This is a genomic window from Nocardia canadensis (assembly GCF_032656385.1).
GTDB lineage: Bacteria > Actinomycetota > Actinomycetes > Mycobacteriales > Mycobacteriaceae > Nocardia > Nocardia canadensis.
In genome coordinates, this window is the sequence record NZ_JAVCWB010000002.1 from 690,389 (window position 1) to 709,563 (window position 19,175).

Sequence of the window (19,175 nt, forward strand, 5' to 3'; positions counted from 1 at the left end):
CAGCGCCTACTCCGGCCGCATCAGCACCGAGACCGACCGCTGGTCGTCCTCGGGGGCTACTTCCAGTACGCCTGCGACTTGATCGCGGTCTTGGGCAGCGCGTGCTGACCCTTGAGGGTCTTCACGATCGAGCGGGTGGTCTGTCCACAGCAGGCCACCCACGCGAACGCGTCCGCGGCGCAGCTGATCTCCAGCGCGGCTTCGCGCATGAGTCGGCCGTCGTCGACCCGCTGCAGCCAGGTGAGCTGGTGGTGCGGCTTGTTGCGCACCGGGATGGTCTGGTCGGACTCGTACTGCCACTCCAGCCAGACCCGCGCCGGGGTGTCGCCGATCGCGTCGAGCAGTGAGTTGATGGCGGGCAGCGAGGCGGTGTCGCCGAAGATGACGTACTCGCTCGGGGTCTGCTCCGGCAGCTGGAAGTCCGAGCCGAGGACGGTCGCGTCGAGCGGGTCGCCCGGCTCGGCGCGCCGGGCCCAGTCGGCGGCGGGGCCGTTGTGCAGCGCGAAGTCGATATAGGCGGTGTCGGTTTCCGGGTTCGGGTCGACGAGGGTGTAGCCGCGGTGATGCAGCTTGTCGCTCTCGGCATCCGGAATCCACAGGCGGATCCACTGGGTCGGGTGTACCGGGTGGTCGGCGAGCAACCCGCCGAGGTCGACGCCGATCCGCACGAACTTGTCGGTGATCTGCTCGGTGGATGTCACCGTCAGCTTGTAGTCGGCGCCGCCCCAGGCCTTGGTGATCAGGCCGTTCAATCCCTTACCCATGCCGTTAGGTTAGCCTAAGGTCACTAATTTGTCTGCACGGGTAGGGCTGTACTAGCCAGATAAGGTAAGCCTATGCAAATATGGGGACCGTGTCCGGGCGATCGCCTGTGGACGATCCCGGCGCGGATATGCGTGAGAGAGTGGAGAACGAACCGGTGGAGACCCTCCTGGTAGTCGGCGCGGGGCCGAAAGCCCTTGCGGTGGCGGCGAAATCGCACGTCCTGCGCACCCTCGGCCTGCCCGCCCCGCGCGTGGTCGTCGTCGAATCGCACGCGGTCGGCGGCAACTGGCTGCCCAGCGGCGGCTGGACCGACGGTCAGCACCGGCTCGGCACCAGCCCCGAGAAGGACATCGGTTTCCCGTACCACTCCACCTGGGCGCGCGGCCGCAATCGCGACATCGACCAGGCGATGGCCGCGTTCAGCTGGACCTCGTTCCTGATCGAGCACGGCACCTACGCCGAATGGATCGACCGCGGCAGGCCGAGCCCGCAGCACCACGTCTGGGCCAAGTACCTGCAGTGGGTCGCCAAGTCCATCGACCTCGAGCTCGTGCTCGGCCGGGTCGAGCAGATCCGCCACGGCGGCAACGGCATCGGCGACCAGTGGCAGGTCGGCGTCGTCGACGCCGACGGCCATCGCACCGAACTCGCCGCCGACGGCCTGATGATCACCGGCCCCGGCCGCAGCAGTCGCGCGCTGGCCGACCACCCGCGCGTGCTCAGCATCGCCGAGTTCTGGGACCTCGCGGGTAAGCGCGGCCTGCCCGCCGCCTCCCGCGCCGCGGTGATCGGCGGTGGCGAGACCGCGGGCTCGGCCCTGGACGAGCTGGTCCGGCACGAGATGCTCACCATCTCGGTGATCTCGCCGATGGCCACCCTCTACACCCGTGGCGAGAGCTTCTTCGAGAACTCGCTGTTCAGCGATCCGGTGAAGTGGAACGCGCTGAGCATCCAGGAACGCCGCGACGTCATCCGGCGCACCGACCGCGGCGTGTTCTCGGTGCGGGTGCAGGAGAGCCTGCTCGGCGACAGCCGCGTGCACCACCTGCAGGGCCGGGTCACCAAGATCGTGCCGCAGGGCGAGGTGCTGGCCCTCACCCTCACCAACGAGCTGCGGGCCGATCAGGTGCACAACTTCGACCTGGTCGTCGACGCCACCGGCGGTCAGCCGCTGTGGTTCCTGGACATGTTCGACCAGCAGACCGCCGACCTGCTCGAGCTCGCCGTCGGCGGCCCGCTGACCCAGCAGCGGATCGAGTCCTCGATCGGCTACGACCTGGCCGTCACCGGCCTGGCGGGCAAGCTGTACCTGCCGAACATGGCCGCCATGGCACAGGGCCCCGGCTTCCCCAATCTCAGCTGCCTGGGCGAACTCTCGGACCGCGTGCTGCGCACCGAACCCGCCCGGGCCCGTGCCGGCGCGGTCCACCTCGCGGCGTGCTGAGTTGTTGGAGCGCTGGCGCGCTCGAGTCGGCGGCCCCTTGGGTCCCGCCGGTCAGGCACCGTGGCTTGCTCCTTCGTCGCGTACGCCACGGCGCCTGACCGGCGGGACGGCCGCCGACGGCCGACTGTGTCGGCCTGCCCTCCCTAGGGGTCGGGCGTGGTGGTTGGGTTTGTTGGAGCGCTGGTGTGCCGCTTTTCTCGGCCTGTCCCTGTCCCTCTCCCTGTCGAGGGCGGGCGTGGGGGGCCGGTCAGGAGGCGGGGACCGGGAGGTCGGTCGGGGTGCGCGGGGTCGCGTAGAGCGCGATGCGGCGGGTGGGGCGGACGTCGAATTCGCCGACGCGGTGCCAGCCGATCTTGTCGAAGCTGCGGCAGATGGCTTGGTTGCGGTGATCCGGGTCGCCGAGCATGCGTCGGCAGTCGGGGTTGGCGGCGAAGACGGCGGCGGCCATGGTCGAGATCCAGGCGGACATGATGCCTTTGCCGATCACGCGGGTGTCGGCGGTGGCGATATGGAAGCCGATGTCGCCGGGCTGCGCGTCGTAGAGCCGGCCGATCTCGTCCTTGGCCGCGCGGTAGAACTCGAGGTAGGCGATGTCGCGCACACCGAGCTCCGGCTCGCCGAGCACGGCGAAGTCGAGGCTGAGAACGCAGGGGCGCGAGTAGGTTCCGGCCAGCTGGGCCCGGAAATCCTCGCGGCGGCGGTCGGCGTCCCAGTCCTGCTCCCACGATTCGAGCAGGTGCGGTCGGGCCATCCACTCGGCCAGCAGCTCGGGATCGGTGCCGTCCGGGTCGGCTACGCGCAGGGCGAAGGGCGCGGCGAAGACCGGCAGTGTCGGCGCCGGTGCGGCGGCCACCTCGGCGGGCAGGTCGGTCTGCTCGCGGGGCAGCACGTAGGGGGTCCCGGCGGGGTTCATCTGCTGGGTGCTCCGTTCGATCGTTACCTTGGTCACCTCGGTTGGTAAGGCTAGCCTATACTAATGCCCGGGTGTTACTGTTGCCCGACCGATCGCCCGGTGGTTGCCGGGCACGACCGAACCGGGTCGGCTTCGGGCGCAACAGGATTCGCCCCGGTCCCGGACGACTGCGCCGGGCGGGCCCGTGCGTCGGCACGGCGTTGGACAGTGCGAAACGGCCGCGCAGCGTGTGCGCGACCGGTGAGGGAGAACGACATGGCAAGAGAACTCGGCTGGATCCGGCAATTCCAGGCCCCCCGGACCGACTCCCTGCCGCCGCTGATCGTCTTCCCGCACGCGGGCGCCGGCGCCTCGGCCTACCGGGTGTTCGCCAAGCGTACGGCCCATGACTTCGACACCGTGGTGATGCAGTACCCCGGTCGGCAGGACCGCGTGCGCGAAGCCGCCGCCGAGACCCTGCCCGAACTCGCCGCAGGCGCCTTCGAGGCCTTCCGTGGCTCCGCCCACAACACCGGCGCCCCGCTGACCGTCTTCGGTCACAGCATGGGTTCCATCGTCGCGTTCGAGTTCGTCCGGCTGGCCGAAGCCGCCGGGTTGCCCGTGCGTTTGCTGGTGACCTCCGCGGCGGCCGCACCCCACCGGATCGCCGAGCTTCCCGGACATCCCACCGAGGACGAGGAATTGCTCGACCACATGGCCGCGCTCAACGGCACCGGCGCCGACGTGATGGCCAGCCGTGAGGTCATGCGGATGGCGCTGCCGGTGCTCAAGGCCGACTACCGCGCCTTCGACGCCTACTCCTGCGGCCCGGACGTCCAGGTCGCCGCGCCCCTGCTGGTGCTCGGCGGCGACGACGATCCGTTCGTCGGCCCCCGCGATCTCTACGCCTGGGAGACCAGCACCAGCGCCGAGGCCGAGGTGAATCTGTTCGCCGGTGGCCACTTCTACATCGACGAGAACATCGACGGCATCGCCGAGGTACTGGCCGGTCAGGCGCTCGCCCGATGAGCGAGTCCACCCCCGACCCCATCGTCATCGTCGGCATGGGCGTCGAAGCGCCCGGCGGCGTCGACACCCTGCCTGCGTTCTGGTCGGCGCTGGCCGAGGGCCGCGAACTGATCGGCCCGTTCCCGCGCGACCGCGAGTGGCCGCTCGACGAGCTGTTCGCCCTCGGCAGGCTCGACGGCTGGGCTCCCGTGCGCGACGCGGGCGGCTTCCTCGACGGCGCCACCGAGTTCGACGCCCAGTACTTCGGCATCACCCCGCGCGAGGCCGTCGCCATGGACCCGCAGCAGCGGGTGGCCATGCGAGTGGCCTGGCGCGCGCTCGAGCACGCCGGCATCAATCCCGGTGCGCTCGACGGTGATCCGGCCGGTGTCTGGATGGGCGTCTCGACGGTCGAGTACGGGCCGCGGGTGGCCGGTGTCAACGAGTACAGCGGCTACCGGGCCACCGGCACCGCCCTCGGCGCGGTCGCCGGACGTATCTCGCACGGGCTCGGCCTGGTCGGCCCGTCCATCAGCGTGGACACCGCCTGCGCCTCGTCGCTGACCGCGGTGCATCAGGCCGCCTCGGCCATTCGCGCGGGCGAATGCGACTGGGCGCTGGCCGGTGGCGTCTGCGTGATGGGCTCGCCCGGCGCGTTCTACGAGTTCTCCAAGAACAATGCGCTGGCCACCGACGGCCACTGCCGTTCCTACGCCGCCGACCCGACCGGGACGCTGTGGGGCGAGGGCGCGGGCGTGGTCGTGCTGGAACGGCAGTCGCGGGCCGAGGCGCTCGGACACCGGGTCTACGGGCAGCTGCTCGGCTCGCGGGTCAACCACAACGGCGCGGGCGCGCCGATCGCGGTGCCCAGCGCGCAGGCGCAACAGCGGCTCATCGAGGCCACCGTCGCCGCCGCCGGGATCAGCACGCACGACATCGGGCTGATCGAGGGCCACGGCACCGGCACCGCCGTCGGCGATCCGCTCGAATTGACCGCACTGGCCGCTACCTACGGCGATCCGGAGCGCGGCACGGACGGACCGCTGCTCGGCTCGGTGAAGTCCAACGCGGGCCACGCCCAGGCCGCCTCGGGGATGCTCGGCCTGATCAAGGTGCTGCTGTGCGGCGCGCACGGCGCGATCGCGCCGAGCCTGTGGGCCGACGCCCCGACCACCGACCTCGACTGGGACGCGACGAGTCTGCGGCTCGCCGCCGAACTCACCGACTGGGCGCCGCGCGCGGACGGCATGCGCTACGGCGCGGTGTCCTCGTTCGGTGTCGCGGGAACCAACGCGCACGCCATCGTCGGCCTGCCGGTGCTGGAGGAGACCAACCATGGCTGAGTACCGTCTGCCCGACGGCACCGTTCCCGTCCTGCTGTCCTCCGACAGCGTCGACGGACTGCGCGCCGAGGCCGCCGCCCTGCGCGACTACGTCCAGACCCATGCCGAGGCGACACCGGAACGCCTGGCGGACATGCTGTTCCGCACCCGCGTCGCCCGTCGTCGCCGGGCGCTGGTGCTGGCTCCGCCGTCGACGACCGACGCCGCCCGGACCGACCTGACGGCCGCGCTCGACGCGATCGCCACCGACACCGACCACCCGGCGGTGGTCCGGGCCGACACCGCCGCCGGCGCGCGCCGGGTCGGCTTCGTCTTCCCCGGCCAGGGCAGTCAGCGCCCCGGCATGGGCGCGGTGTTCTACGCGCTGTCCGACGCCTACCGCGCCGTTGTCGACGAGTGCGCCGCCATCCACGCCGAACGCTTCGGGCACTCCAAGCCGCTGCACTATCTGCTGGGCCACGAGGGTCGCTACGACGACACGGTGTGGGAAGTCCAGCCCGCGTTGATGTTCCACATGACCGGCCTGGCCGCGGCGTGGCAGGCGGCGGGCGTGCGACCGCACGCGACCATCGGCCACAGCCAGGGCGAGCTCGCCGCTGGCGCGGTCTCCGGCGTGATGACGCTGCGTGATTCGGTGCTCGCGGTGACCCATCGGGCCCTGCTCGCGGACCGGCTGTCCCCGCGCGGCTATTCGATGGCGGTCTTCGGGATGGACCGCGAGAGCGTGGAAGCGCTGATGGCGCGCAACTCGGGCTGGGCCGAGCTGGCGGTGGTCAACTCGCCGCACATCATCGCCATCTCCGGCGAACGCGGCGCCGTCGTCGAGCTGGTAGCCGCGGCCACCGAGCGCGGCCAGTTCGCCAGGGAGATCCGGGTCGCCTTCCCCGCGCACACCTCCATCGTCGCCGAGGTGCGGGCCGATTTCGAAGGCTTCCTCGGCGACGAGATGAGTGCCCCGAACTTCGCCGCCTCCGAGATCCCCTGCTACGGAGCGACGCTGGGTGAGGTGATCACGCCCGACCTCAAGCAGGAGGAGTACTGGTACTGGAACCTGCGCAACCGAGTCCGGTTCGACCGCGCCGTGATCAGCGCGGGCAGTGACGGCGTCGACCTGATGATCGAGGTCGCCGAGCATCCGGTGCTGCAACTGGCGCTCCAGGAGAACTTGAGTCTGGTCCCGAACCGTCCCGGCTTGCCCCCGCGCGACTTCCGCGTGCTCGGCACCTCGCTGCGCACCGCGGACGGCCTGTCGGAGTTCGCCCGGAATGTGGCCCAGGTCGCCGTCCTCGATGCCGACTATCGGTGGGACGCACTGCGGGTCGACGACACCGTCACCCTGCCGCTGCGCGATTTCCCGCACACCGTCACCGCGCCCAAGCGGCTGTGGGCACCGCTGGGGGCACACGAGACCCCGGCCGAGCTGGTCGTCACCACGCCGAAACCGCAACGGCTGGTGGAACAGTGGAGCCCGCTGCAGCGCCGCTCGCTCACCGCGCCACGCACCCTGCTGCTCGTCGACCACACCGGCGAGTGCGCCGACCTTGCCACCGCGCTGCTCGCGGCGGCCGACCGCCACGGTGCCGGCGCGCGCGTGCTCGGCCCGGCCGACCTCGCCTCCGGCGCCGCCTTCACCCTGAGTGACGGTGCGGCCGCCGACACCGTGGTCGTGTTGCTCCCCGAGACCACGGACGACGACACCGCCGCCGCCGTCGACGCGCTGACCGGCTTCTACGCCGACCGCGCCTGGGCGGGCGCGCTGTCCGCGCTGCGCCCCGGCGGCGAGTGCTGGCTGCTGACCGTCGGCGGTGAGACCGTCCTCGGCGGCGATCCGATCCCCGCGCTGTTCCAGTCGGGCGTCACCGCCGGATTCCGCAGTGTCGGCATCGAACACCCCGGCATCCTGTTCCGCCATCTCGATCTCGCCCCGTCCGAACCCGCGGCCGCGCAAGCCGCCAAGATCGTCGCCGCCGTGCACTCCACGGGGGAGGCCGAGCTGGCGTTGCGCGCGGGCAAGATGTTCGTGAAGCGGCTGGTGCTCGACACCGCCACCGAGACCGGTGCGCTCGGCACCGATCTCGATCACGTGGTGATCGTCGGCGGCACCGGTCAGCTCGGGCTGCGGTTCACCGACCATCTGGCGCGCACCGGCGCCGGTCGCGTCACGCTGCTCAGCCGCAGCGGCGAAACCGAGACGCTGGCAGGCGAACTGGCACGGCTGCGCGCGCTGGGCAGTACGGAGATCGTGGTGCGCGCCTGCGATGTCGGCGATGTCGCGGCGGTGGCCGCCTTCGGCGCCGAGATCGCCGATCGGCCGGTCGATCTGGTGATCCACGCCGCGGTGAACTATGTCGACGCCGAACTCGGCGAGATCACCGCCGAGGACGTGCGCACCGCCGCGGGCGCCAAGCTGCGTGGCCTGGACAACCTGATCGAGGCCGCCCCGCTGGCGGCCGACGCGCGGGTGCTGCTGTGCTCGTCCATGGCGGCGACCCTGGGCGGACGTGGACAGATCCTCTACGCGGTGACCAACCGGATGCTCGATGTGGCCGCTCGCCGGCTGCGGGCCCGCGGCATCGACGCGGCCAGCCTGCAGTGGGGTCTGTGGAGCGTCGCCGGTCCGCTCGACGACGCCGGTTTCGCCCGCGTCGAAGAGGCGGGGGTGTTCCCGATGGCGCCCGCCGACGCGATCGAGGCCGGGCTCGCACTGCCCGCCCGCGACGGCATGATCATCGCCGCCGACTGGGACTTCCTGCGGGAGGTGCTCGGCGCGTTCGGGCAGGCCAGTGTGCTCACCGGGCTCGAGTCCAGTGCGCCGGTGGCGCGGGCGGAGTCGTCGGCGACCGGGTCCGCCGACCCGGCCCAGGCGCCCGCACCCGCCGTGAACGATGCGCCCGCGGCCGACAGCACCCCGCTGGATCTGCGCATGCGCACCGAACTGCTCAAGGTCATCGGCGGCGACAGCGCCGACTCGATCGACGCCACCATGCCGCTGGTCGCGCTCGGCCTCGACTCGTTGCAGGCCTTGGACTTCCGCAAGCGGGTCAAGGCGGAGCTGGATCGCGATCTGCCGGTCGCGGCGATTCTCGGCGGCGCGTCGCTCGACGACGTCGTGCTGCTGATGGCACAGAACACCAACCAGGGCTGAGGGGCCGAACGAACATGTCTGACACCGAAGCCACCCTGTCCGTCGCCGAGCGCCGCAAGCTACTGCTCCAGCAGAAGCTGCGCGCGAGCGGCATGGCCGCCGCCACTCCCGAACCCGTGACCGTGCCGCGCATCGCGGCGGGGGAGCGCCGTCCGCTCACTCCCGGCCAGCGCCGCATGTGGTTCCTGCAGACCCGCGACGCCGACGACACCGCCCTGTCCATCTGCGTCGCCTACCGGCTCACCGGCCCGCTCGACGGCGAGCGCCTGCACGCCGCGTTCGACACCGTGGTGGCCCGCCACGACATCCTGCGCACCACCTACGGCGCGGACGCCGAGGGCGAGCCGTACCAGGTGTTCACCGACGACGCCCGCGCGCAGTGGCAGACCCACGACCTGACCGACCTCGCCGAATCCGGGCGTGACCTGCGGGTGGAGGTGCTGGCCCGGCGCGAGTTCGGCCGTCCCTTCGCCCTGGGCACCGAACTGCCGGTGCGCGCCACCCTGATCCGCACCGGCGCCGACGAGCACGTCGTGCTGTTCGCCATCCACCACATCTGCTGGGACGACGACTCCTGGTCGGTGTTCTTCGCCGAGCTCAACGCCGCCTACCGCGCCGGGTCCGGCGCGGGGGCCACCGTCCAGTTCGCCGCGATCGCGTCCACCGACGAGCCCGCCGACGCCGACATCGACTACTGGCGCCAGGCCCTGCGTCCGCTGCCCGAGCCGCTGGAACTGCCCGGTTCGCCTGCCGCGACGCCCGGCAGGCAGGCCCAGCGCCGCACCCACCGCCTCCCGGCCGACCTCGTCACCCGCACCGAGCAGTTCGCGCGCGAGCACGCCGCGACCCCGTTCATGGTGCTGCTGGCCGGTTTCGACGCGCTCGTGCACCGCTACACCGCCGCCGACGACTTCCTCGTCTCCATCCCGGTGACCGATCGCCCGGCAGGAACCGAACAGCTCATCGGCTACTTCGGCAACACCCTGCTGCTGCGCGCCACCTTCGGCGCCGACGACGACTTCGCCCAGCTCGTCGCCGCCGTGCGCGACACCTGCGCCGGCGCGTTCGCCCGGCGCGGCGTCGGCATCGATCGGGTGGTCCGCGAAGCGAACCCGGATCGCGTCGCCGGCCGCGACGGCATGGACCAGCTGGTCCGCCTCGGCTTCAGCGTGCGCAAGAGCGCCGACGGCTTCGCCATCGACGGCGTGCGCTCCACCCAGCTGGAACTGGGCGCGGTGAGCGCGCAGGTTCCGCTGGCCCTGGCGATCGTGCTCGAGGACGACGGCACCGCCGTGGTCGAGGCCGAGTACCAGACCGACGTGCTCGCCGAATCGCTCGTCGACCAGCTGCTCGCGCACTTCGGCCGACTGCTCGACGCCGCGCTGCGCGACCCGCGCCGCAGGCTCGCCGATCTCGACATGCTCGGCGCCGACGACCGCGCCGCGCTGCTGGAGCGCTCGCACGGCGTGCTCGTCGACCAGCCCGCGACCACCCTCGTCGCGCTGTTCGAGGCCGCCGCTGCCGCCACCCCCGACGCCCCCGCGCTCGCCTCCGACGACCTCGAGCTCAGCTACGGCGCGCTGCACGCGCGCGCGAACCGCCTGGCGCACTGGCTGATCGGGCAGGGCATCGGCACCGAGGACATCGTCGGCCTGCGCCTGGGCACCTCGGTGGAATTCATCGTCGCCGTGCTGGCCGTGCTGAAGGCCGGTGGCGCGTACCTGCCGATCGACCCGGCCTACCCGCAGGACCGGATCGAGTATCTGGTCGAGGATGCCCGCCCCCGGCTGCTGCTCGGTGCGGTGGAATTGGCGGCCGCGGAGGCCGTGGCGGCCGAGCTGCCCGCGACCGCGCCGACCGACGCGGACCGGCTGCGCCCGCTGCTGCCCGCCAACCTCGCCTACGTCATCTACACCTCCGGCTCGACCGGCAAGCCCAAGGGCGTTCCGGTGCCGCACGCCGCGATCGCCGAGCACATCGTGTGTTTCACCGCCGACTGGAGCATGACCGCGCGGGACCGGCTGATGCAGTCGTCGTCGGTGAGCTTCGACGCCTCGCTGGTCGATATCGCCATCACGCTCACGGTCGGCGCGCAGCTGATCGTGCCCAAGCCCAACGCCTTCCGCGACATCCGCTACGTCGCCGATCTGATCACCCGCCGCCAGGTCACCGTGCTGCACATGGTGCCCTCGATGCTGAGCACCTTCCTGCTGCTGCCGGAGGTGAGCGAATGGCAGTCGCTGCGTCAGGTCCCGGTCGGCGGTGAGGCGCTGCCCGGTGAGGTCGCCGACCGCTTCGCCAACACCCTCGACGCCGAACTGCGCAATCACTACGGCCCGACCGAGGCCGTGGTCTGCTCGACCCACATGCCGGTCGCGGGCCCGCAGGGCACCGGCGTCGTGCCGATCGGCATCCCCAACCGCAACGTCTACACCTACGTCCTCGACGAGGCGCTGCACCTGGTGCCCGACGGCGTCGTCGGCGAGCTCTACCTCGGCGGCGACCAGCTGGCCCGCGGCTACCTGGACCGTCCCGCGCTGAGCGCGCAGCGCTTCGTCGCCGACCCGTTCACCTCCGGCGCACGGCTCTACCGCTCCGGTGACTTGGTGCGCCGCAACAGCTTCGGTGAGCTCGAGTTCGTCGGCCGCGCCGACGAGCAGGTGAAGGTGCGTGGTTTCCGCATCGAACTCGGCGAGGTCGAGGCCGCGATCGCCGCGCATCCCGCCGTCGCGCACTGCGTCGTCATCGTCACCGAAGACCCCGCCGTCGGCGCCATGCTGGCCGCCTACGTGGTGCCCGCCGAGGAGTCGATCGACCTCGAACAGGTGCACGCCTTCGCCTCGACGGGGCTGCCGGAGTACATGGTGCCCAGCGCCTTCGCGGTGATCCCGGAAATCCCGCTGACCGTCAACGGCAAGCTCGACAAGCGCGCGCTGCCCGCCGCGACCCCCGCCGTGGCGCGCATCCATCGCGCGCCCGCCACCGCCACCGAGCGCAAGATGTGTGCCCTGTTCGGCACGCTGTTCGGGCTCGACCAGGTCGGCGCGGAGGATTCGTTCTTCGAGCTGGGCGGGCATTCGCTGCTCGCCGCCCGGCTCGTCGCCCAGGTGCGTGCGGAGTTCGGCGTCGAGCTCGATGTCCGCGTCGTCTTCGACAGCCCGACCCCGGCCGCGCTGGCCGCGAATCTGGTGGCCCGCTTCCTGGCCGAGTTCGACATCGACCTCGACGCCGTCGACTCCGACGAGGAGACCGTCGAGGAGCCGGTCGAAAGCGCTGCACCGCAGGCGAATCCGGGCCGTCCGGCGATCGGTGGCCGGCCGCGCGGCGAGCGCGTCCCGCTGTCGTACTCGCAGCTGGCCATGTGGTTCCAGTACCGCATGGAGGGCGCGGGCTCGGTCGGCAACCTGCCGCTGGCCCTGCGCTTCGACGGCGCGCTCGACATCGCGGCGCTGCGTTCGGCGCTCGACGATGTCGTCGCCCGGCACGAGTCGCTGCGCACCACCTTCCCCGAACACGACGGCGTCCCCTACCAGGTGGTGCATCCCGCCACCGCCGTGCCGCTGCCGATCCGCGAGATCGCGCCCGCCGACCTCACCGCGGAACTCGCGGCCATCGCCGGCTACGCGTTCACCCTCGACGGTGAACCGCTGCTCCGCGCCGAACTGCTGGTGCTCGACGCGAACACCCATGTGCTCTCGCTGCTGGTGCACCACATCGTCGCCGACCACGCCTCCTTCGGCGTGCTGCTCGACGACCTGACCACCGCCTACCGGGCCCGCGGCGAGCAGGGCGGCGCCCCCGGCTGGGCGCCGCTGCCGATCCAGTTCGCCGACTACGCCCTGTGGCAGCGCGAGCTGTTCGACCAGGCCGCGCCCAGCGAGTTCGCGATGGCCCAGATCGACTACTGGAAGACCGCGCTGGCCGACGTGCCCGAGGAGATCTCGGTCGCCCACGACCGGCAGCGTCCGCCGGTACTCGGCAAGCGCGGCGAGGTGGTCACCTTCGCGCTGCCCGCGAGCGTGCGCTCCGGGCTCGAGGCGCTGGCGATGCGCAGCGGCGCCACCGAGTTCATGGTGTGTCAGGCCGCGGTCGCCACGCTGCTGCACACCCTCGGCGGCGGCACCGACATCACCCTCGGCACCCCGGTCGCCGCGCGCACCGATCCGGCGACGACCGGCCTGATCGGCCTGTTCGCCAACATGGTGGTGCTGCGCAACGACCTCTCGGGCGCGCCCACCCTGCGCGACACCGTGAGCGCGGCCCGCGATGTCGTCCTCGACGCCAACGCGCATCAGGAGCTGCCGATCGAGCGGCTCGTGGAGGCGCTCAACCCGCGCCGCTCGCGCTCGCGGAACCCGTTGTTCCAGAGCATGATCCACTTCCGGGGTGCGGACTGGGCGCCGACCACGCTGCCGTTCGCGTCCTCGGGCGCCTCGACGGTCACCGTGCTGCCCGCCGACTTCGACGTCTCGTTCCTGGATCTGAACCTGAGCCTGAACGTGACCGCCGACGGCGGCATGGACGTGCGCGTCGTCGTCAACGCCGACCTCTACGACCCCGCCACAGCCGCGCTGATCGCCGACGCGCTGGCCGCCACCCTGCGCGCCTTCGCCGAGACGCCGGACCTGCCGGTCGCCGAGCTGCGGGTGCTGCCGCAGGCCGACCTGGACCGGCTGCTCGCCGCACCGGCGCCGATCGCCGCCGCCACCACCGCGGGTGCGGGCGCGGCGGACTCCGACACCGAGCGTCAGCTCATCGCGCTGATCGAGGAACTGCTCGAGATCGACGACGTCACCGGCGAGGACGGCTTCTTCGCCCTGGGCGGCGACAGCGTCATCTCGATCCAGTGGTCGGCTCGTGCCGCGGCGCTGGGCCTGCCGCTGACTCCGCAGATGGTGTTCGAGTACTTCACGATCACCGAACTGGCCGCCGCCGTCGACGCGGCCGCCGCCGCGGAGCAGCCGAACGCCGAGGAGCCCGAACAGGTCTCGCACGCCCCGATGAGCGCCTCCGGCCTGGAGGCCGACGCGCTGTCGGCGCTGACGGCGGCCTGGCAGGCGCAGGGCTAGTGAACACGCAGGGACGGAAGGACATCGCATGAGTGCCCCGCAGATCGAGGACGTGCTGGCGCTGAGCCCGCTGCAGGAGGGGCTCTTCTCGCTGTCGCGGTTGGCGGGCACCGAGATCGACCTGTACACGATGCAATTCGTGGTCGACATCGATGGCCCGCTCGACGCCGAGCTGCTGCGCCGCAGCGCGCAGGCCATGCTCGACCGGCATCCGAACCTGCGTGCCGCGTTCTGGGACACCGATGTGCCCAAGCCGGTGCAGATCATCCCGTCCCGCGCCGAGCTGCCCTGGACCGAGCGCGACGCGCGCACCACGGAGTTCGACGCGATCGCCGAATCCGAGCGGCGCGTGCCGTTCGCGCTCAACCGGGGCCCGGCGCTGCGGGTGCTGCTGCTCGACGTCACCGACGCGCCCGAGCCGCGCAAGCGGATGATCCTCACCGCGCACCACATTCTGATGGACGGCTGGGCGGTCGCGGTGTTCTTCACCGAACTGCTCGCCGTCTACCAGGCAGGCGGCAGCCTCGACGGGCTGCCCGCCCCGCGTCCCTACCGCGACTACATCGGCTGGCTCGGCGCCCAGGATCACGACGCCGCCGCCCGCCGGTGGGCCGAGTACTTGTCGCGGGTCAGCGCACCGCTGGTGCTCGCCGACGGCACCGGCGAGCGCGGTTCCGCCGTGCCGCAGACCACGCGACTCCGCTTGTCCGCCACCGAGACCGAGCGGTTGCAGCGCTGGGCCCGCGCCAACGGCATGACGCTCAATACCGCCGTCCAGTTCGCCTGGACGCTGCTGCTCGGCCGGATCACCGATCGTCGCGATGTCGTCTACGGCACCACCATCTCCGGCCGCCCCGAGAAGCTCGCGGGTGTGGAGGGCATGGTCGGGCTGTTCATCAACACCGTCCCGGTCGTGCACCGCCTCGAGCCCGCCGAGCCGGTTGTCGCGCAATGCGCTCGCCTGCAACGGGAGTCGGCCGCCATGCGCGACATCGGCTACCTGAGCCTGTCGACGTTGCAGCGCGCGGCCGGGCACGGATCGCTGTTCGACACCCTGTTCGTCTTCGAGAACGCCCCGATCGACGACGCCATCCAGACCGTCACCGCGCCGGACGGCGCGCGGTTCCGGCCGATCGAGATGGAGAGCCTGGCCCATTACCCGCTCACCGTCGTCTCGCACCTGAGCGAGGGCGATCTGCTGGTCCTCGTCGAGGCGATCCCGGCCCTGCTCGGCCACCTCGACCCCGCCGATCTCGGTGCTCGCCTGGTCGCGGTGCTGCGCGCGCTGCCCGGGCTCGACGCCGAGGCCACGCTCGACGCGATCGACCTGCTCACCGTCGAGGAGCACGCCGAACTACGCTCGGCGGCAACCGATATCGCGCCCGCGCCGACCGCCACGCCGTGGGAACTGTTCGCGCGCCAGGCCGCAGCGACACCTGACGCGACCGCGCTCACCACCACCTCGGGTGAGGTCTTCACCTATCGCGAGCTGCACGATCAGGCCTGCCGGCTGGCGGGGGAGTTCGCCGCTCACGGAGTGGGACCGGAAACCGTTGTCGCCCTGATGCTCCCGCGCGGCACCGCGTCGATCGTCGCCATCCTTGCGACCTTCGCCGCCGGGGCCGCCTATGTGCCGGTCGATATCTCGCTGCCGGTCGGCCGCATCGAATCCATTCTGCGTCAGTCGAACCCGGTGCTCGCCATCGCCTTCGGCAAGGATCGTGCGCTGCTCGACGGTATCGCCCTCGGTTCGGCGGGAGACCGTCACCGACTCGGCGGATCGGAAGCGATCGATGCCGGGTCGCCCCGCGCCGGGAACGATTCGGCGCGGGTCGATCAGCGATCGATGGAAATCTTGCTGCTCGACGACCCCGCCGTCGTCGACCGCGTCGCCGCCCGCCCCGCGCAGGCCCCCGCGGTGCGCCGCGAGCTCGAGCACAGCGCCTACATCATCTTCACCTCCGGCTCGACCGGCGAGCCCAAGGGCGTCGTCGGCACCAATGCCGCCCTGGCCGGGTACTTCGCCGATCACCTGGAGCGCTTCTACCGCCCCGCGATGGCGAAGCTCGGCCGCCCGCTGCGGATCGCGCACGCCTGGTCGCTCGGGTTCGACGCGTCCTGGCAGCCGATGGTCGGTTTCTTCGCCGGTCAGGCGCTGCACCTGTTCGACGCCGAGGAAATGCGCGACGCGCACCGGATCGTCTCCGCCATGGCCGAATTCGGCATCGACATGATCGACACCACCCCGTCCATGCTGGCGCAGCTGGCGGCGGCGGGCCTGCTCGACCGGGAGCTGCCGGTGCTCGCACTCGGCGGCGAGGCGATCGACACCGCCCTGTGGGCTCGCCTGCGCGCGCTGCCCGGCACGGCCGTCTACAACTGCTACGGCCCCACCGAGACCACCGTCGAAGCGGTCGTCGCCCCGGTCGCCACTTCGGAGATCCCGACCATCGGCACCGCCAACGGCGGCATGGCCGGATACGTCCTGGACTCGCGGCTGCGCCCGGTGCCGCCCGGCATCGTCGGCGAGCTCTACCTCTCGGGCGTGCAGCTGGCCCGCGGCTACCTCGGCAAGCCCGCCATCACCGCCGACCGCTTCTGCGCCGACCCACACCGGCCGGGTCAGCGCATGTACCGCACCGGCGACCTCGTGCGCAGGCTGCCGGGCGGCCGCTTCGGCTACCTGGGCCGCGCCGACGCGCAGGTCAAGGTGCGCGGCTACCGCATCGAGGTCGGCGAGATCGAGACCGCCCTGCGCCGCTCCGCCGACATCGACACCGCCGCGGTGACCGTGGTGCGGCGCGCCGGTGGCGCCTCGCTGGTCGGCTTCGTCGTCGGCAAGGCGGGACGCGCGGTGGTCGTCAGCCGGGTGCGCGCCGACCTGGCCCAGCGCCTGCCCGCGTACATGATTCCCGCGCGGATCGTCGTCCTCGAGCAGCTGCCGGTGAACGTCAACGGCAAGCTCGACGGGCACGCCCTGCACGAACTCGCCGAGCGGACCCTCTCGGCCGCCGACGGCAACGCCGCCGCCGAGACCCCCACCGAGATCGCGCTCAGCGAGGTCTTCGCCGAACTGTTCGACGGCCGCGCCCCCGGCGTCGACGCCGACTTCTACGAGCTCGGCGTCGACAGCATCGTCGCGATCTCCCTGGTCAACAAGGCCCGGCGCCGCGGCATCGCGCTCAATCCCCGAATGGTGCTGGCCTGCCCCACCATTCGCGAACTCGCCGCCGCGGCCGACGACGGCCCGGCCGTGGCCGCCCAGTCCGGCGCCGACGCCTACGGGGTGGTTCCGCCGCTGCCGGTGGTGTCGTGGATGTACGAGTACGGCAACTACCGCCGCTTCACCCAGAGCGCCTTGCTGCGCCTGCCCGCCGAAATCGACCGCGCCGGACTGGAAGCCACGCTGCAAGCCCTGCTCGACGCGCACGACACCCTGCGCGCCGTGCTCACCGACACTCCCGACGGACCACGCATGGTCACCAGGGCGCCCGGTGCGGTGCGGGCCGCCGATGTCGTCATCGAGGCGCCGCGCGGCCTCACCGGTGCCGAACTCGACTCGGCCATCACCGAATTCGCGCGCACCGCCAACGACGCCATCGACCCGCGCGCGGGCGACATGGTCCGGGCGGTGTGGTTCGCCGGGACCGGGAGTGGCGCGGATGCCGCCGGTGCGGATGCCGCGGCGGCGGTCGGCGGCACTACCTCGGGTGTGGCCGGGAACGACGGTGACGTCCTGTTACTGGCGATCCATCACCTCGCCGTGGACGTCGTCTCCTGGCACATCATGATCGACGGCCTGGCCGCCGCGTGGCAGCAGGTCCAGTCCGGGGTGACGCCGAAGATGCTGCCCGAGTTCACCTCCTACCGGCAGTGGTCCGAAGCCCTGTGGCAGCGCGCCGCCGAACCGGAAGTGCTGGTCCAGCGCGACTATTGGGCCGCCCAGGTCGCCGCGCCCGACGCCGCGCTGGGCGCGCGAGTGCCCGCCCCGGCCACCGACACCTGGTCCACTCTGCGCGTCAGCACGGTCGCGACCCCGGTCGCCCTGACCGAACGTCTGCTGGCCCGCGCGGGCAAGGACGAGGGTGTCCGTGAGCTGCTGCTCACCGCCCTCACCATGACCATGGCATCGGTGCATGCCGACAACGGAAACGACCCCGCCGCAGGCGCTTTGATCGCGCTGGAGGGTCACGGTCGCGCCGACGCCGAACTCGGCACCGACACCGCCAACACCCTCGGCTGGTTCACCAGCGTGTTCCCCGTGCGCCTCGGTGTCGGCGAGCACGCGGTGGATGTCGCCCGCGCGCAAGCGGATCAGGCCGCCACCCGCGCTCTGCTGGACAGCGTCGCGACACATCTGCGCGAGATCCCCCACCAGGGCCTCGATTACGGCCTGCTCCGCTATGTCGACCGCGTTCCCGACCTCCGCGGCGCGGCCGAGCCCCAGGTCGAGTTCAACTACCTGGGCCGCATCGACCTGTCCGGCACCGAGGGCAATCCCTGGTCCCTGCTGGTCGGCGCCCACGACGCGGCCCTGCCGCTCGACCCCGAACCCGACCTGCCGCTGCGGTACGCGGTCGACGTCATCGCCGGCATCGGCACCACCCCTGACGGCCCCGCCCTGACCACCAACTTCCGCTGGAGCACGGCCCTGTTCACCGAAGCCCAGGCGGCACGCTTCGCCGACCTCTGGACCGAGGCGATCGCCGCTCTGGCCGACGCCATCTGACGCGAGACACCGGCGAAAGCGGGCAGCCCCGGCTGCCCGCTTTCGCCGTTTCCGGTGGTTAGGCTGGCGGACGGAGCATCACGTTCTTCACCGACACCCTTCGGAAGGAAGCCAAGATGAGCCCCACCATCGGCGCCGTAGTCATCCCCGTCACCGACCTGGAATCGGCCAAGAAGGTCTACACCGCCCTCTACGGCACTCCCCACACCGACGAGCCCTACTACGTGGGCTACAACGTCGACGGCTTCGAAATCAGCCTCAACCCCCAGGGCGACGCAGGCGCGGGCCCCATCGCCTTCACCGACGTCGAGAACGTCGACGCCACCCGCACCGCCCTGCTCGCCACGGGCGCCACCGAACACTCCGCGCCCCGGGAAGTAGCCCCCGGCCTGCGCGTCTGCGTGCTAACCGATCCCGACGGCAACCCCTTCGGCCTGCGCGGGAAGTAGACATCCCGGCCGGGCGTCCCCCTCCGGGGCCGGGCCGCGATGGCGTCGATCAGGTCGGAGGTATCAGCGATGACAATGCAGTGGCGCTTGTCTCGAACTACGACTGCTGCGAGCCGACCTTCAGCCATGTTCCGGAGGTCCGGTGCCCGTGGATCGCCTTTCCGGCGACGCGCGCGGCCGGCCCGCCCCTCTCGCCGTCCGGCGTGCTGACGGCGTAGTCGGCGGTTCTGATCACGACCGTCCGGTCGAACACGTGGTCCACCCCGGCGTATTCGTAGACCACGTGGTCGTCCGCCTCCGAACGCAGCCGGAAGACCAGGTAGATCGCCAT

General features: G+C 71.6%; 10 protein-coding genes. 7 read left to right on the forward strand and 3 right to left on the reverse strand.

Features of this window, described 5'->3' with window-relative positions:
* Positions 1–56: 56 nt before the first annotated feature.
* Complete coding sequence (locus Q7X29_RS06430; RefSeq protein ID WP_218719407.1) at positions 57–764, reverse strand: siderophore-interacting protein; 708 nt, start codon at positions 762–764, stop codon at positions 57–59.
* A gap of 155 nt (positions 765–919) precedes the next feature.
* On the opposite strand from Q7X29_RS06430, the gene Q7X29_RS06435 reads away from it, so the two are divergent.
* Positions 920–2,209 carry a SidA/IucD/PvdA family monooxygenase gene (locus tag Q7X29_RS06435; protein WP_308248552.1) on the forward strand — a complete coding sequence of 430 codons (1,290 nt, stop codon included), beginning with the start codon at positions 920–922 and terminating at the stop codon, positions 2,207–2,209.
* Positions 2,210–2,456: 247 nt separating this feature from the next.
* On the opposite strand, the gene Q7X29_RS06440 is transcribed toward Q7X29_RS06435, so the two are convergent.
* Positions 2,457–3,122 carry a GNAT family N-acetyltransferase gene (locus tag Q7X29_RS06440; protein WP_316573708.1) on the reverse strand — a complete coding sequence of 222 codons (666 nt, stop codon included), beginning with the start codon at positions 3,120–3,122 and terminating at the stop codon, positions 2,457–2,459.
* 255 nt (positions 3,123–3,377) lie between these two features.
* On the opposite strand from Q7X29_RS06440, the gene Q7X29_RS06445 reads away from it, so the two are divergent.
* From Q7X29_RS06445 to Q7X29_RS06470, 6 genes are all read left to right on the forward strand, one after another.
* Positions 3,378–4,130, forward strand: coding sequence for a thioesterase II family protein (locus Q7X29_RS06445; protein ID WP_316573520.1), 753 nt, complete (start codon positions 3,378–3,380; stop codon positions 4,128–4,130).
* Complete coding sequence (locus tag Q7X29_RS06450) at positions 4,127–5,452, forward strand: beta-ketoacyl [acyl carrier protein] synthase domain-containing protein (RefSeq protein ID WP_316573521.1); 1,326 nt, start codon at positions 4,127–4,129, stop codon at positions 5,450–5,452. Before Q7X29_RS06445 ends, Q7X29_RS06450 begins: the two co-directional genes overlap by 4 nt.
* A complete protein-coding gene (gene nbtC / locus Q7X29_RS06455) occupies positions 5,445–8,597 on the forward strand; it encodes a nocobactin polyketide synthase NbtC (protein WP_316573522.1) in 3,153 nt (1,050 codons plus the stop codon). The genes Q7X29_RS06450 and nbtC overlap by 8 nt, the downstream gene beginning before the upstream one ends.
* A gap of 14 nt (positions 8,598–8,611) precedes the next feature.
* Complete coding sequence (locus Q7X29_RS06460; RefSeq protein ID WP_316573523.1) at positions 8,612–13,666, forward strand: non-ribosomal peptide synthetase; 5,055 nt, start codon at positions 8,612–8,614, stop codon at positions 13,664–13,666.
* A gap of 28 nt (positions 13,667–13,694) precedes the next feature.
* A complete protein-coding gene (locus Q7X29_RS06465) occupies positions 13,695–18,395 on the forward strand; it encodes a non-ribosomal peptide synthetase (protein WP_316573524.1) in 4,701 nt (1,566 codons plus the stop codon).
* A 116-nt stretch (positions 18,396–18,511) separates the two neighbouring features.
* The gene (locus tag Q7X29_RS06470; RefSeq protein WP_218719414.1) at positions 18,512–18,844 is read left to right on the forward strand and encodes a VOC family protein; all 333 of its coding nucleotides are present in this window, start codon (positions 18,512–18,514) and stop codon (positions 18,842–18,844) included.
* A 97-nt stretch (positions 18,845–18,941) separates the two neighbouring features.
* Here the strand turns inward: Q7X29_RS06470 and Q7X29_RS06475 are convergent, their stop codons facing one another.
* Positions 18,942–19,175, reverse strand: coding sequence for a hypothetical protein (locus tag Q7X29_RS06475; RefSeq protein ID WP_316573525.1), 234 nt, complete (start codon positions 19,173–19,175; stop codon positions 18,942–18,944).

Excerpts from the sequence above, each read along its gene's own strand:
- Q7X29_RS06430 (WP_218719407.1), bottom strand. The coding sequence starts at position 764 with ATGGGTAAGGGATTGAACGGCCTGATCACCAAGGCCTGGGGCGGCGCC.
- Q7X29_RS06440 (WP_316573708.1), bottom strand. The coding sequence starts at position 3,122 with ATGAACCCCGCCGGGACCCCCTACGTGCTGCCCCGCGAGCAGACCGAC.
- Q7X29_RS06445 (WP_316573520.1), top strand. The coding sequence starts at position 3,378 with ATGGCAAGAGAACTCGGCTGGATCCGGCAATTCCAGGCCCCCCGGACC.
- Q7X29_RS06450 (WP_316573521.1), top strand. The coding sequence starts at position 4,127 with ATGAGCGAGTCCACCCCCGACCCCATCGTCATCGTCGGCATGGGCGTC.
- nbtC (WP_316573522.1), top strand. The coding sequence starts at position 5,445 with ATGGCTGAGTACCGTCTGCCCGACGGCACCGTTCCCGTCCTGCTGTCC.
- Q7X29_RS06460 (WP_316573523.1), top strand. The coding sequence starts at position 8,612 with ATGTCTGACACCGAAGCCACCCTGTCCGTCGCCGAGCGCCGCAAGCTA.
- Q7X29_RS06465 (WP_316573524.1), top strand. The coding sequence starts at position 13,695 with ATGAGTGCCCCGCAGATCGAGGACGTGCTGGCGCTGAGCCCGCTGCAG.
- Q7X29_RS06470 (WP_218719414.1), top strand. The coding sequence starts at position 18,512 with ATGAGCCCCACCATCGGCGCCGTAGTCATCCCCGTCACCGACCTGGAA.
- Q7X29_RS06475 (WP_316573525.1), bottom strand. The coding sequence starts at position 19,175 with ATGGCGATCTACCTGGTCTTCCGGCTGCGTTCGGAGGCGGACGACCAC.